At 66.9% G+C, this 12,813-nt stretch carries 11 protein-coding genes; 6 read left to right on the top strand and 5 right to left on the bottom strand.

Annotation, left to right across the window (positions count from 1 at the left end; all coding sequences use genetic code 11):
- Nucleotides 1-6: 6 nt before the first annotated feature.
- The 4 genes from ACE3SG_RS12985 to ACE3SG_RS12970 all read right to left on the bottom strand — a co-directional run bounded on the left by ACE3SG_RS12985 (nt 7) and on the right by ACE3SG_RS12970 (nt 4,577).
- The gene (locus ACE3SG_RS12985; protein ID WP_374565506.1) at nt 7-1,371 is read right to left on the bottom strand and encodes a GH1 family beta-glucosidase; all 1,365 of its coding nucleotides are present in this window, start codon (nt 1,369-1,371) and stop codon (nt 7-9) included.
- A gap of 70 nt (nt 1,372-1,441) precedes the next feature.
- Nucleotides 1,442-2,311 (bottom strand): carbohydrate ABC transporter permease, encoded by an 870-nt coding sequence (locus ACE3SG_RS12980; protein WP_374565505.1) that lies wholly within the window; start codon nt 2,309-2,311, stop codon nt 1,442-1,444.
- Nucleotides 2,312-2,313: 2 nt separating this feature from the next.
- On the bottom strand, nt 2,314-3,273 hold the full coding sequence (locus tag ACE3SG_RS12975) for a carbohydrate ABC transporter permease (protein WP_374565504.1): 960 nt from the start codon (nt 3,271-3,273) through the stop codon (nt 2,314-2,316).
- Entirely contained in the window at nt 3,270-4,577 is a 1,308-nt protein-coding gene (locus tag ACE3SG_RS12970; protein WP_374565502.1) for an extracellular solute-binding protein, read from the bottom strand. Before ACE3SG_RS12970 ends, ACE3SG_RS12975 begins: the two co-directional genes overlap by 4 nt.
- 266 nt (nt 4,578-4,843) lie before the next feature.
- Between ACE3SG_RS12970 and ACE3SG_RS12965 the strand changes: the two genes are divergently transcribed.
- Entirely contained in the window at nt 4,844-5,908 is a 1,065-nt protein-coding gene (locus ACE3SG_RS12965) for a mechanosensitive ion channel family protein (protein ID WP_374565501.1), read from the top strand.
- Between the two features lie 288 nt (nt 5,909-6,196).
- Entirely contained in the window at nt 6,197-7,129 is a 933-nt protein-coding gene (locus tag ACE3SG_RS12960) for a hypothetical protein (RefSeq protein WP_374565500.1), read from the top strand.
- Nucleotide 7,130: 1 nt separating this feature from the next.
- On the opposite strand, the gene ACE3SG_RS12955 is transcribed toward ACE3SG_RS12960, so the two are convergent.
- Nucleotides 7,131-7,619, bottom strand: coding sequence for an Lrp/AsnC family transcriptional regulator (locus tag ACE3SG_RS12955; RefSeq protein ID WP_374565499.1), 489 nt, complete (start codon nt 7,617-7,619; stop codon nt 7,131-7,133).
- A gap of 163 nt (nt 7,620-7,782) precedes the next feature.
- Here ACE3SG_RS12955 and ACE3SG_RS12950 point away from each other — a divergent pair, with 163 nt between their 5' ends.
- The 4 genes from ACE3SG_RS12950 to ACE3SG_RS12935 all read left to right on the top strand — a co-directional run bounded on the left by ACE3SG_RS12950 (nt 7,783) and on the right by ACE3SG_RS12935 (nt 12,741).
- Nucleotides 7,783-9,102 carry an aspartate aminotransferase family protein gene (locus ACE3SG_RS12950; RefSeq protein WP_374565498.1) on the top strand — a complete coding sequence of 440 codons (1,320 nt, stop codon included), beginning with the start codon at nt 7,783-7,785 and terminating at the stop codon, nt 9,100-9,102.
- 60 nt (nt 9,103-9,162) lie between these two features.
- Entirely contained in the window at nt 9,163-10,461 is a 1,299-nt protein-coding gene (locus ACE3SG_RS12945) for an NAD(P)/FAD-dependent oxidoreductase (RefSeq protein WP_374565497.1), read from the top strand.
- Between the two features lie 5 nt (nt 10,462-10,466).
- Nucleotides 10,467-11,267, top strand: a complete 801-nt coding sequence (locus ACE3SG_RS12940) for a gamma-glutamyl-gamma-aminobutyrate hydrolase family protein (RefSeq protein WP_374565496.1) — start codon at nt 10,467-10,469, stop codon at nt 11,265-11,267.
- 106 nt (nt 11,268-11,373) lie between these two features.
- On the top strand, nt 11,374-12,741 hold the full coding sequence (locus tag ACE3SG_RS12935) for a glutamine synthetase family protein (protein ID WP_374565495.1): 1,368 nt from the start codon (nt 11,374-11,376) through the stop codon (nt 12,739-12,741).
- The last annotated feature ends 72 nt before the right edge of the window (nt 12,742-12,813 follow it).

Genomic DNA, 12,813 nt, shown 5'->3' with positions numbered 1-12,813 from the left:
GTTCGATCAAGCCGGCCGGGTGACGCTGCTGCGCAGCAGGCGCTGGCGCTTCAGGAAATCTCGGTACCAGCAAGCGCTGTCTTTCAGGTGCCGTGCCTGCGACTCGTAGTCGACATGCACGATGCCAAAGCGCTTCTCGTAGCCCGAGGCCCATTCGAAGTTGTCCATCAGGCTCCACACCATGTAGCCGCCGACCGGGGCGCCCTGCTTCATCGCGTTGGCCACCGCCTGGATGTGCTCGGCAAGGTAGCGCGTGCGGTCGGTGTCGTGCACCTGGCCGTTGGCGATCTGGTCTTTGAAGGCGGCGCCGTTCTCGGTGATGTACAGCGGCACGCCGGCGTAGTCGCGGTGCAGGCGCAGCAGCAGCTCGGTCAGCCCCTGCGGGTAGACCTCCCAGCCCATGTCGGTCAGGGCGTGGCCCTGACTGCCGGCCTTCCACGGGCCGTTGGCGCTGATGACCGAGCGCGAGTAGTAGTTGATGCCCAGGTAGTCCAGCTTCTGGCCAATGGCCTCGAAGTCACCGGCTTCAACCTTCGGCGCACTGGCACCCAGGTCGTCCAGCGCCTCTTGCGGGTAGCGGCCATGGAAGATCGGGTCGAGGTACCAGCGCAGCAGGTGCGCGTCGGCCAGCTTGGCGCTCTTGTGATCCTCGGGCGAATCGGTGGCCGGGTACGTGGGCGACAGGTTCAGCACGATGCCCAGCGGCGCCTTGCACCCCTGCGCGCGCAGCGCCTGCAGCGACAGGCCGTGGCTGAGCAGCAGGTGGTGCGAGGCCTGGGCCGCCATGGCGCGGTCTTTCAGGCCGGGCGCGAAGGTGCCGGTCTCGTAACCCAGCGTGGCCACGATCCACGGCTCGTTGTGGGTGGTGATCGACTCGGCGCGGTCACCGAAGCGGCGGCCGATCTCTTGCGCGTACTCGACGAAGCGGTGCACGGTGTCGCGGCTGGCCCAGCCGCCCGCGGCCTGCAGCTCTGAAGGCAGGTCCCAGTGGTAGAGCGTCAGGCAGGGCTTGAGGCCGCGCTCGAGCAGGCCGTCGATCAGCCGGTCGTAGAAGGCCATGCCGCGCTCGTTCCACGCGCCGGTGCCGCCCGGGCGAACGCGCGGCCACGAGATCGAGAAGCGGTAGGCATCGACGCCCAGGCCCTTGACGATGTCGAGATCGCCGGCCCAGCGGTGGTAGTGGTCGCAGGCGCGGTCGCCATTGCTGCCGTCGACGATGGCGCCAGGCACGCGGCAGAAATCGTCCCAGATCGAACGGCCCTTGCCATCCTCGGCGGCGGCGCCTTCGATCTGGAAGGCGCTGGTGGCCACGCCCCACAAGAAATCGGGCGGGAACGTCGAGTCGATGTTGTTGATGTCGTTCGAATTCATTGCAAACGCCAAGGTGCGGCCGGGTGGGCCGTGAGTTGCCGAAGGTTGTCGGAGAGGGAAAGTCGATTCACTACTTGACCGCGCCGGCCGTCAGGCCCGCGATCAGTTGCCGGGACGCCAGGGCAAACAACACCAGCAGCGGCAGCGTGGCGATGGCGGTGCCGGCCATCAGCGCGCCCCACTCGGTGTCGACCGGGCTTTGCATCGTGCGCAGCGCCAGCGGCAGCGTGTACATGTCGGGCGTGCGCATCACCACCAGCGGCCCGATGAAGTTGTTCCACGAAGCGATGAAGGTCGCCAGGCCGAGCGTGCCGAGCGCCGGCTTCAGCAGCGGCAGCACGATGCGCCAATAGATCGCGAATTCGCCGCAGCCGTCCATCCGCGCGGCCTCGATCAGCTCGCGCGGGATCGCCGCGATCACCGACTGCCGCATCAGGAAGATGCCGAAGGCGCCGGCCGCGCCGGGCACGTACAGCGCCCGCGGCTGGTCGATCCAGCCCAGCGCGTCCATCACCATGAAGTTCGGGATGATGGTCATGAACGACGGCAGCAGCATCGTGGCCATCACCAGCGCGAACAGCTGCTTCTTGAAGCGGAACTCGTAGAGCGCGAACGCGGTGCCGCCCATCGAGCAGAACAGCAGCGTCAGCGCGGTGGAGGCGAGCGCCACGTAGACGCTCCAGCCCAGGTTGCGCAGGAACGGGATGCGGCCGGTCAGGATCTCGATGTTGGCCCACAGGTCGTTGCCGAAGAACAGCGGCGGCGGCAGGCTGAACAGCTCTTGCCGCGACTGGGTGGCGAAGACGAACAGGAAGTAGAACGGCGTCAGCATCACCAGCGCGCCGAGGCCGACGGTCGTGTAGGCCGTCCAGGCGTTCAGGCGCTGCGACGCGCGGCTGGATGTGCGGCTCGACAAGGTGGCGCTTGCAGTGTGGGCCATCGTCAGGTCCTCCGGCCCAGGGCCTTGTGGGTGACCCAGGTCAACACGGCGACCACCGCGAATAGCAGCCACGACATCGCGCTGGCCGCCCCGAAATCGTTGAAGTCAAAGGCCATGCGGAACAGGTAGAACGCGGTCGTCATGCCGGCCTGGTCGGACCCGCCCTTGCCGTTGGTCAGGATGAACGGCTCTTCGAACAGCTGCAGGCCGCCGATGACGCTGAGCGTGACGCCGAACAGGATGGCCGGCCGCAAGCTCGGCAGCGTGATGTAGCGAAACTGCTGCCAGGCCTTGGCGCCGTCGATCGTCGCCGCTTCGTACAGATCGGCCGGGATGGTCTGAAGCGCCGCCAGGTACAGCACCACGTTGAAGCCTACATAGCGCCAGAACACCAGCAGCGCGATCGTCGGCTTGATCGTGCCGGGCTTGTTCAGCCAGTCGATCGGCTCGCCGTTCCAGATGGCGCGCAGGCCAGAGTTGATGAGCCCGTAGTCGGTCGAGAACAGCGAGGTGAACAGGATCGCGATCGCCACCGTCGAGGTGATGTAGGGCACGAAATACGCCCCGACCAGCAGGTTGCGAAAGCGCTTGATGCGGGCATGGATGAAGCACGCCACGGGGATCGCGACCAGGTGCTGCGGCAAGCCCGAGGCCAGCGCCAGCCAGCCGGTGTTGGACAGCGATTTCCAGAACCACTCGTCTTGCAGCGCGAAGGCAAAGTTGTCGAGGCCGACGAACTGCATCGCATGCAGGCCGCTCGTGGGCTCCCAGCTCTGGAACGCGAGGTAGAGCGAGAACAGCAGCGGGTACAGCCCGAACACCACGAACAGCACGAGGAACGGCGCCAGCAGCACATACGGCGCCCAGCGCGGAGACAGCCGAAGGCGCGCGCGCAGGCCAACTGCGGCGCGCTGGGGCACGGCGGCAGCGGCGGTGTTCACCGCAGACACGGGTTGGTTCATCGCAGCGCCCTCGACTGGATCAGGCGTTGTGCATCGGCCAGCGCCTGATCGATCGGCTTGCCCTGGTCCAGCACCTTGTCGAGTTCGGTGTTGACCACCTCGCTCGCGAAGTGGTCCTGCTTGTGCACCTGCACGGCCTTGATGCGGCGCGCCGCGTCGCGCCACAACACACGCCCAGCCTGGCCACCGAGAAACTCGATCGGCTGCTCGAAGAACGGGTCGTCGTAGGTTTCGAGCAGCGCCGGAAACGCATCTTGAGACTTGAAGGCCGCCAGCTGCTGCTCGCGGCTGAGCGTCATCATGCGGATGAACTCCCAGGCCAGGGGCTTGTGCTCGGGCGTGGAGCAGCGCGGGATGGCGAAGAAGGTGCCGCCGGACGCCGCGTAGGCGCCCTCGGGCAACTGCGAGGCGCGCCACAGGCCGCTCGTCTTCGGCGCCAGCCAGCCGTGCAGGTGCGCGGCCATCCAGGCGCCGGTCATCTGCGTGGCGATGGCGCCGCGCCGGAAGCCCTCGGCCCAGTCGGACGACCACGGCCGCACCTGCGCGTCGAGCTTGTTCTGCCGCACTTTCAGCGACAGCTCGAAGGCCCGGTGGAACCGGCGCGTGGTGATCAGCGCCCGCGACTGCTTGTCGTAGAACAGCCCCTCGCCCGGCTCGATGCGGGTGCGGATCATGATGTCCTTGATGTCGCGCGCGTTGGGCAGCAAGTAGGCACCGGTGGCCGCACGCACGCGCAGGCCGGCAGCCACGTAGCTGTCCCACGACGCGGTCAGGTCGGCTTCGCTGACGCCGGCCTTGGCCAGCAGGTCGGCGCGGTACAGCAGCGTGCCGGCGCCGATGTCGGTGGGCAGCGCCAGCACCGCGCCGGTCTTGTCGATCGCCTGGTCGAACGCATAGGGCACGAACCGGTCGCGGTATTGCAGCGCGTTGTACGGCGGCTGGGCCAAGTCTTCCAGCCCGATGCCGCGGGCGAAGCGGCCGAGGTAGTCGACCTCGAGCGTCATCAGGTCCGGCAGGTTGCTGGCGGTGGTCAGCGCGGTGGTCATCGCCGTGTGGTGGTCGGCGAACTCGCGGCTGATCACGTCGATGTCGACGTTCGGATGCTGCGCCTTGAAGGCCGGCAGCGCCGCCTTGACGACCTTGTCGACCGCCGGATAGGCAGCGATCGTCAGGTGCTGGCGGGTGTCGCCGGCGGCCCGTGCCGGCGAACCCGGCAGCGCCCAAGCCGCCGCCAAGCCGGCCGCCCCGGCCAGGCAGGCCCGTCGGCTGGGCCCGGCCGATTCGCCGTCTTGCCCGCCATGCATTTGCGCTTGCTCAACTGTCCCCAATGTCGCCTCGTCGTGTTCTGCTTTGCCGCCGCCTTGATTTCAACCCGGATGGCGTTGGCCGAAAACGGTTGCTGAAAGCGCTTTCAGACAATTTAACCGTCGCCGCCAGGGCTGTCAACAGAGGAGGCCCGCGGATGGGCTGCCAAATTGCATCGCTGCGGGCCCTGTGCCTTGCAGAGGCACCCCATGCAGGAGCGATATTTGCTCCGGTGCGCGATCGCTTTGTTTTTTGTGGACGAACGATGAATTGGACGGCTCTGGAACCCTGGGGAAACTTGGCCTTGCTGGCATGCGGGGTGCTCGTGGTGGCACAACTGGCGCACCGGCTGCTGCGGCCGGTGCTGCGCCGCATGGCGGGCTGGTCGGTGGTGGCGCAGGCGGTGCTGCGCCGTTGCGACCGGCCGGCCCAGGCGCTGTTGCCGCTGATCGTGCTGCAACTGGTGTGGCAAGGGGCGCCGGACGACCTGCCCGGCCTCGCGCTGGTGCAGCACATCAATGGCGTGCTGCTGATCCTGTCGCTGACGTTGCTGGGCATCGGCGCGATACGCGGCCTGGCCGACGGCGTGATCGCCCGGCACCCGGCCGACGTGGCCGACAACCTCGCCGCCCGGCGCATCCACACCCAGGCCCGGGTGCTCTCGCGCATCGCCGGCAGCGCCACGCTGGTCACCGGCCTGGCCCTCGTGCTGATGACGTTCCCGCGCGCGCGCCAGTTCGGCACCAGCCTGCTGGCATCGGCGGGCGTGGCCGGGCTGGTGGTCGGCATCGCCGCCAAGTCGGTCTTCAGTAACCTGCTGGCGGGCCTGCAGATCGCGCTGGCGCAGCCACTGCGCATCGACGACGTGCTGATCGTCGAAGGCGAATGGGGCCGCGTCGAGGAGATCACCGCGACCTATGTCGTGCTGCGCATCTGGGACGAGCGGCGGCTGGTCATCCCGCTGAGCTGGTTCATCGAGCACCCGTTCCAGAACTGGACCCGCACGACCGCCGACCTGCTCGGCACCGTCTTCCTGTGGGTCGATTTCACGGCATCGGTCGACGCCGTCCGCGCCGAAGCCCGCCGCCTGTGCGAGGCCTCGCAGCACTGGGACGGCAAGGTCTGCCTGGTGCAGGTGACCGACACCAACGATCAGGCGATGCAGCTGCGGGTGCTGGTCAGCTCGGCCGCTTCAGGGCCCAACTTCGACTTGCGTTGCGAAGTGCGCGAGGGGTTGCTGAGCTTTCTGGCCCGCACATCGCCGCAGTCGTTGCCGCTGCGGCGGCTGCAGGCCGAGGTGACGCGGCCACGGCCTGCGCCCGCGCCGTGAGCACGGCGCCCCGCGAACAGAAACGCGAGCCAACGATACTTTCCCCAGCTCGTGCAATTTGATGGGCCCTGTCTGCGAACATGTAATTCGTTAGCTGCGTGCTAGCATCCATCGGCTTGCCGTGGGTCGATGTACAGATCGACTGGCTGCGCGATCGAATATCGATGACGGCAACCTGCGGCGAATGGTGGTCAGCCAATCGTTGGCGAACTCGGTCCCCGGCAGAAATATTGCATTTGATGCCGCGCCGCCGGCTCGAGCGTCAACTTCAAACGAGAGTCTGAATTCGTGAACAGACTGCATGCATTGGCAGCCGTGGGCGCGGTTGCCGTTGTGGTTGCCATCGCCCTGTATCCATCCCAGTCGGCAGGTGACTCACAGACTTCATCCGGTACGCGAGAAACCACAGCTCCCGCGACTGTTGAAGCCTCACCCGCATTCAACGAGCAGCGCCTGAACTCCGAACCCGTTGCTTCAAGTTCGGCATCGCCAGAGACGCGCCAAGCATTGGAAACCCTTCTTCGCCAACTCAACGATGCGAGAAGCTATCGGCAATTCATTGCGGCAGCCCTGAAGGACGCGCCGCGTGGCGGCTTCATTTATGCGGCAGAGGCGAGTCAACAGTGCGACAAGTTTCAGTCGGCGCGCGATTCGACGAAACCGCAGGCGACATCCAACCAGGCACTCCAGTCCGCTGCATTGCTCGAAGCTCGCTGCGACATCACGTCCGACGAGTTCTTCGAGCGGTTGTCGGCAGCACTGAGCGCAGAAAAGGCCACGCTCAATTCAGACCCCCTGTTTGCGATGCTGGTGCCGAATTCAAGCGGGAAATCCAGGGAAGACAGCCTTCGTCAAGCCCGGGCGCTCCTGGACAGTGGCGACCCCATTGCGATGGAAAGCCTGGTCCACCTCGACTTTCGCGATCCAATTGGCGAGACGCCGTATTTCGATGGGCACCACTATCGAAGTCCAGCCGACCGCGACCTGATGGACGATGCCTGGCTGCTGGTCGAATGCAGCCTGGGCCTCGTCTGCGACGCCGAGGCCACGCAAACACTGCTGCTGTGCGCCACGCGCGACTGGTGCGGATCCGACGTGGCCGAGGCATTGCAAATTGGTCGGGGCCCTGACGGCACGTTCGTCCAAGTTCAGACTCTGGCCAACTCGCTGCTCAGCGCGATTCGGTCCAAACGAGCTGCTGCCTTCGTGCCCGCAAGCTAAGCTAATCCACGCTCAACGGCAACGCCGTCGTCTTCTTGACCGTGCGCAGCACCAGCATCGAGTTCGAGCGTTCCACACCCGGCAGGCGCATCAAGACCTCGGTGTGGAAGCGCTCCAGGTCTTCGGCGTCGCGGTAGGCGAAGCGGATCAGGTAGTCGTTCGAGCCGGCCACATAGAAGCAGTCCAGGATCTGCGGCTCGTCGCGCACCGCCCGCTCGAAGGCCTCGAGCAGCGCGTTGCTCATGTTCTCGAGGTTGATGATGGTGAAGCTGGTGCCGTGCTGGCCGATCGCCTTGGGGTTCAGCAGCGCGACATACTGGGCAATCACCCCCTCGTCTTCCAGCTGCTTGACGCGCCGCAGGCAGGCCGAGGGCGACAAATGAACCCGTTGCGCCAGCTCGACATTCGACAGCTTTCCATCGGCCTGAAGCTCCTCCAGAATGAGCCTGTCGATCGCATCCAATTGCGGTGTTTTCGGAGAATCTCGCATATTGTTCCAAGTGTCTCAGAATTCTTCGCAGAAAGTTGCGCCACCTAGGGTTGCCCCGTGCAGATCGCGCAAGCACATTGCGTGGGGTCTTCTCTAGACTCTCTTCCCTATCAACGCCCTCATCAGTGACAGCCCAGTCGCTGGCAGGGCCCGGAGATCGAAGATGACCACGCCCTCGCCCGCCGCTCTCGACGCCTACTGGATGCCGTTCACGGCCAACCGCCAGTTCAAGAAGGCCCCGCGGATGTTCACCCGGGCCGAGGGCATGCACTTCTGGACCGACGATGGGCGCCAGGTGCTCGACGGCGTGGCCGGCCTGTGGTGCGTGAACGCCGGCCATGCGCGGCCGAAGATCGTCAAGGCGATCGCCGAGCAGGCCGCCGAGCTGGACTACGCGCCGCCCTTCCAGATGGCGCACCCCAAGGCCTTCGAGCTGGCGCACAAGGTGGCCGAGCTGGCCCCGGCCGGCATGAACAAGGTGTTCTTCACCAACTCGGGCTCCGAGTCGGTGGAAACCGCGCTGAAGATGGCCCTGGCCTACCACCGCGTGCGCGGCGAAGGCCAGCGCACCCGGCTGATCGGCCGCGAGCGGGGTTACCACGGCGTCAACTTTGGCGGCATCTCGGTCGGGGGCATGGTCGCCAACCGCAAGATGTTCGGCAACATGCTGGGCGGCGTCGACCACATCCGCCATACCCATGACCCGGCGCGCAATGCCTTCAGCGTCGGCCAGCCGGCCAACGGTGCCGAGATCGCCGAAGACCTCGAGCGCCTGATCGCGCTGCACGACGCCTCGACCATCGCCGCGGTGATCGTCGAGCCGGTGGCCGGCTCTACCGGCGTGCTGGTGCCACCGGTCGGCTACCTGAACAAGCTGCGCCAGATCTGCGACCAGCATGGCATCTTGCTGATCTTCGACGAGGTCATCACCGGCTTCGGCCGCACCGGCTCGGCCTTCGGGGCGCAGACCTTCGGCGTCACCCCCGACCTGATCACCGCCGCCAAGGGCCTGACCAACGGCTGCGTGCCGATGGGCGCCGTGATCGCCAAGCAGTCGATCTACGACACCTTCATGCAAGGGCCCGAGCACCTGATCGAGTTCTTTCACGGCTACACCTACTCGGCCCACCCGCTGGCCTGCGCGGCGGGTTTGGCCACGCTCGAGACCTACACCGAAGAAGGCCTGTTGACCCGCGCCGCCGAGCTGCAGGGTTACTTTGCCGAAGCCCTGCACTCGCTCAAGGGCCTGCCCAACGTCATCGACATCCGCAACATCGGGCTGGTCGGCGGCATCGAGCTCAGCTCGCGCCCCGGCGCACCGACGCAACGCGCGTTCGACGTGTTCCTCGATTGCTACAACGCCGGCGTGCTGATCCGCACCACCGGTGACACGATTGCCTTGTCGCCGCCGCTGATCATCGAGCGGGCGCAGATCGACCAACTCGTCGGCACCATTGCCACGGCGCTGAAGCGGGTCGCTTGAACCCATCACGCCAATAGCCGACGCCGATCCACGAACCGAGGGCATGCCTAGCGCCTACATATGAGTTTCCTCAGCATTGACCGCGATCTCGCCCGCGATTCGTACTACGCTGCCACCGTGCAGCGCGGGCCGGGGTTCCCTTCGTTGACTGGCACTGTCGATTGCGACGTGGCCATCGTGGGGGGCGGCCTCGCCGGGCTCAGCGCCGCACTGGAGCTGGCCGGCCTGGGCTTCAAGGTCACGCTGCTGGAAGCCAAGGACGTGGCGTGGGGCGCCAGCGGGCGCAACGGCGGCCAGGCCATCCACGGCCTGGCATGCGACCAGGAAACCATCGAGGCTCAGCTCGGGCTCGAAGACGCCAAGCGCGTCTGGGCGATGTCGCTCGAAGCGATCGACCTGATCCGCGCCCGCATCGCCACCCATCAGATCGACTGCGACTGGCGCGACGGCTACCTGGGCCTGGCCACCAGCCCCAGCAAGGCCAAAGACCTGGCCGATTGGGCCGACCGCATGGCCGAGGTCTACGGCGCGCAGTTCACCCGCATCGCGCCGAGCGAAACGCAGCGCTGGATCGACAGCCCGCGCTACGCCGGCGGCATCCACGACCCGCATTCGGGCCACCTGCACCCGCTGAAGTATTCGCTCGGCATCGCCGCGGCCGTGGCCCGGGCGGGCGTGCAAATCCATGAGAACAGCCCGGTCACTGCCATCGAGCAGGTGGCCGGCGGCGTGCGCGTGGCCACCGCCCAGGGCGAGGTACGCGCCAAGCAGGCGCTGCTCGCCGGCAACGTCTATCTTCAAGGGATGGCGCCGCAGCTCGAACAGCGGATCATGCCGGTCGGCACCTACATCGTCTGCTCCGAGCCCATTGCGCCGGCGCTGGCCGATTCGCTGGTGCCCAACCGCTCGGCCGTCTGCGACACCAACTTCGTGCTCGACTACTTCCGCCCGACCAACGACAACCGCATGCTGTACGGCGGCCGGGTGAGCTATAGCACGATGACGCCGCGCAACCTGGCCGAAAGCATGCGCCAGCGCATGGTGGGCACCTTCCCGCAGCTGGCCGGCGTGAAGATCCAGTACGCCTGGGGCGGCTTCGTCGACATCACGATGAACCGCGCGCCCGATTTCGGCCGCATCGGCCCCAACCTCTACTACCTGCAAGGCTTCTCGGGCCACGGCCTGGCGTTGACCGGCCTGGCCGGCAAGCTGGTGGCCGAGGCCATGAACGGTGACGCCTCGCGCTTTGACGTTTTTGCACGCCTGAAGCACCATGCCTTCCCGGGCGGCCGTTGGCTGCGCACCCCGGCGCTGGTGCTGGGCATGGCCTGGTACCGCCTGAGAGACTTGCTCGGATGAACGATATGACCCAGCCCCAAACCCTGGCCGCCGCCGGCACCCCTGTCGCGGCCAAGCCCATCGTGCTCGTGCCAGCGTGCAACCGCATGCTCGGCGAGCACCCTTTCCACATCGCCGGCAAGAAGTACATCGACGCCGTGCGCCTGGCCGGTGGCCAGCCGCTGGTCGTGCCTTCGGCCGACGAGGCCGAGCTCGACACGCTGCTCGACCTGGCCGACGGCGTGCTGCTGACTGGCTCGCCGTCGAACGTGCACCCCAGCCATTTCGGCGAAGAGGTGCACGACCCGGCGCTGCCGCTGGACCCGCTGCGCGACAGCTGGACACTGCCGCTGATCCGCCGCGTGGTCGACCGCGGCATCCCGCTGTTCACCATCTGCCGCGGCACCCAAGAGGCCAACGTGGCGCTCGGCGGCTCGCTGTACCAGGCGGTGCACGAGCACGAGGGCCATGAAGACCACCGCGGCGCCGACGGTGCACCGGCGGACGAGGTCTACGCCCCCGCCCACGACGTGGTGGTGGCCGAAGGCGGTGTGCTCGCCAAGGTCGTCGGCCAGCCGCGCTTCGAGGTCAACTCGGTGCACGGCCAGGCGGTCAAGCGGCTGGCCGATGGCCTGCGGGTCGAGGCCCGCGCGCCAGACGGCGTGGTCGAAGCCTTTTCCGTGGCCGACTCGGCCGGCTTCTCGCTGTGCGTGCAATGGCACCCCGAGTGGCTGGCCGCCGACAACCCCGTGTCGATGAAGATGCTCACCGCTTTCGGCGAAGCCTGCCGCCGCTACCGCGAAGGGCGGCGAGGCCCCCACCCGTGACCGGGCCCACCTGACGCCACCACCCTATCGCGGGGCCCGCGCGGCCCGCGCCTCGGCTTGAAACCGGGGGCCCACCCGCGCGCAGATACACAACAGCAGGTGCCTCATGGCCAGCAGAGAACATTTCAATTTCGCCGAGCTCGAACAGTGGCTCAACATGAACCGCGTCACCGAGATCGAGTGCCTCGTGCCCGACCTCACCGGTGTCGCCCGCGGCAAGATCCTGCCGCGCCAGAAGTTCACCGAGGACCGCGGCATGCGGCTGCCCGAAGCCATCGTCGGCATGGGCGTGACGGGCGAGTTCCCCGAAGAGGGCCCGTACTACGACGTCATCAATCCGACCGACCGCGACATGCACCTGCGGCCCGACCCGGCTACCGTGCGCATCGTGCCCTGGGCGACCGACCCGACGGCGCAGGTCATCCACGACTGCTACGACCGCGACGGCAACCTGGTGCCCTTCGCCCCGCGCTCGGTGCTGCGCCGCGTGTGCGACCTGTTTGCCGCCGAGGGCTGGGAGCCGGTGGTCGCGCCGGAGCTCGAGTTCTACCTCGTGGCCCGCAACACCGACCCCGACATGCCGCTGAAGCCGCCGGTCGGCCGCAGCGGTCGCAGCGAAACCTCGCGCCAGGCCTATTCGATCGACGCGGTCAACGAGTTCGACCCGCTGTTCGAAGACGTCTACGACTACTGCGAGAAGATGGAGCTCAACGTCGACACGCTGATTCACGAGATCGGTGCCGGCCAGATGGAGATCAACTTCTTCCACGCCCACCCGCTGGGCCTGGCCGACGAGGTGTTCTTCTTCAAGCGCACGGTGCGCGAGGCGGCGCTGCGGCACGACATGTACGCCACCTTCATGGCCAAGCCGATCGCCGGCGAGCCGGGCAGCGCGATGCACATCCACCAGAGCCTGGTCAGCAAGGCGACCGGCCGCAACCTGTTCAGCAAGGAAGACGGCACGCCCAGCGACGAGTTCTACTGGTACATCGGCGGGCTGCAGAAATACATCCCCGCCGCGATGGCGCTGTTCGCCCCTTACGTGAACAGCTATCGCCGGCTGGCCCGCTTCACCGCGGCGCCGATCAACATCCAGTGGGGCACCGACAACCGCACCGTCGGTATCCGCTCACCGGTGGCCAGCGCGCAGGCGCGCCGGATCGAAAACCGCGTGATCGGCGCCGATGCCAACCCGTATGTCGCGCTGGCCGCCACGCTGGCCTGCGGCTACCTCGGCATCAAGAACAAGATCGCCCCGTCGCCCGAGTGCAAGGGCGATGCCTACCTGGGTGACTACCAGCTGCCGCGCAGCCTGGGCGAAGCGCTCGAACTGCTGCGCAACGAGACCGCCCTGGCCGACGTGCTGGGCAAGGATTTCGTCACCGTCTATACCGAGGTGAAGGAAATCGAGCACGCCGAGTTCATGAAGGTGATCTCGCCGTGGGAGCGCGAGCACCTGCTGCTTCACGTCTGAGCGCGGTGGATCCCCCTGCTGAGCGAACCGATCTCGGCCCGCTCGGCACGGACTCTTCACCACCCTCACCAT

The sequence above is a fragment of the Ideonella sp. genome (assembly GCF_041914305.1).
Taxonomy (GTDB): domain Bacteria; phylum Pseudomonadota; class Gammaproteobacteria; order Burkholderiales; family Burkholderiaceae_C; genus Ideonella.
The sequence above is the reverse complement of the archived record's forward strand: the minus strand, read 5'-3'. Positions and strand labels throughout refer to the sequence as shown.